This is a genomic window from Paenibacillus sp. GbtcB18, from assembly GCF_019091125.1.
In the GTDB taxonomy this organism is placed as follows: Bacteria; Bacillota; Bacilli; order Paenibacillales; family NBRC-103111; genus Paenibacillus_F; species Paenibacillus_F chitinolyticus.
On the sequence record NZ_JAGXJX010000115.1, the window covers coordinates 1 to 527 of the forward strand.

The 527-nt window shown below is 38.9% G+C and carries 2 protein-coding genes; both read left to right on the plus strand.

Annotated features, from left to right (window positions below):
- Positions 1 to 146: 146 nt before the first annotated feature.
- A complete protein-coding gene (locus KVT34_RS29770) occupies positions 147 to 305 on the plus strand; it encodes a hypothetical protein (RefSeq protein WP_217563246.1) in 159 nt (52 codons plus the stop codon).
- Positions 292 to 527 (plus strand): AAA family ATPase (locus KVT34_RS29775; protein ID WP_217563247.1); only part of this gene is annotated, 236 nt, incomplete at its 3' end. The genes KVT34_RS29770 and KVT34_RS29775, both read left to right, overlap by 14 nt.

Below are 527 nucleotides of genomic sequence, written 5' to 3' on the forward strand. Positions count from 1 at the left end.
GTCCGTTACGAGTACGACGGTACAGAGAAATAAGAAGGTCTGTTTCAAGAAGTATACGAGAAATATCTACGTGTTAAAGTAACAGTCACAAGAAAGAAGAAAGCGAAAGCAAAGGCAAGCTAATTGATTGAAAGGAGGTGATACACATGCAACGATACGTGTCTTATGCGACTCGTTTAGTAAAAGCAAAAGACGTCAAAGCTGTCTGTTGCGAAAGTAAAAAACACTTCAAGAATGGATCAGAAGAACAAGCGATAAGCACCATGTTAAAGCTAACAGAAAGGAGTGGACGTGTTGGCCATTAATGAAATTTTCGTAGAAGGCTTCCAGTCACATACAAATAGTCATTTCAATTTAGGAACTGGATTGAATGTAATTACAGGACCATCAGATAGTGGTAAAACCTCTATCATACGAGCTGTTCGCTGGGTAGCATTTAATGAACCTCAAGGCGAGGCTTTCGTGAACGAATCTGTCGGACATGTTACGGTAGCAATCCATTTAGATAATGGAATTATTATTTCAAA

Excerpts from the sequence above, each read along its gene's own strand:
- KVT34_RS29770 (WP_217563246.1), top strand. The coding sequence starts at position 147 with ATGCAACGATACGTGTCTTATGCGACTCGTTTAGTAAAAGCAAAAGAC.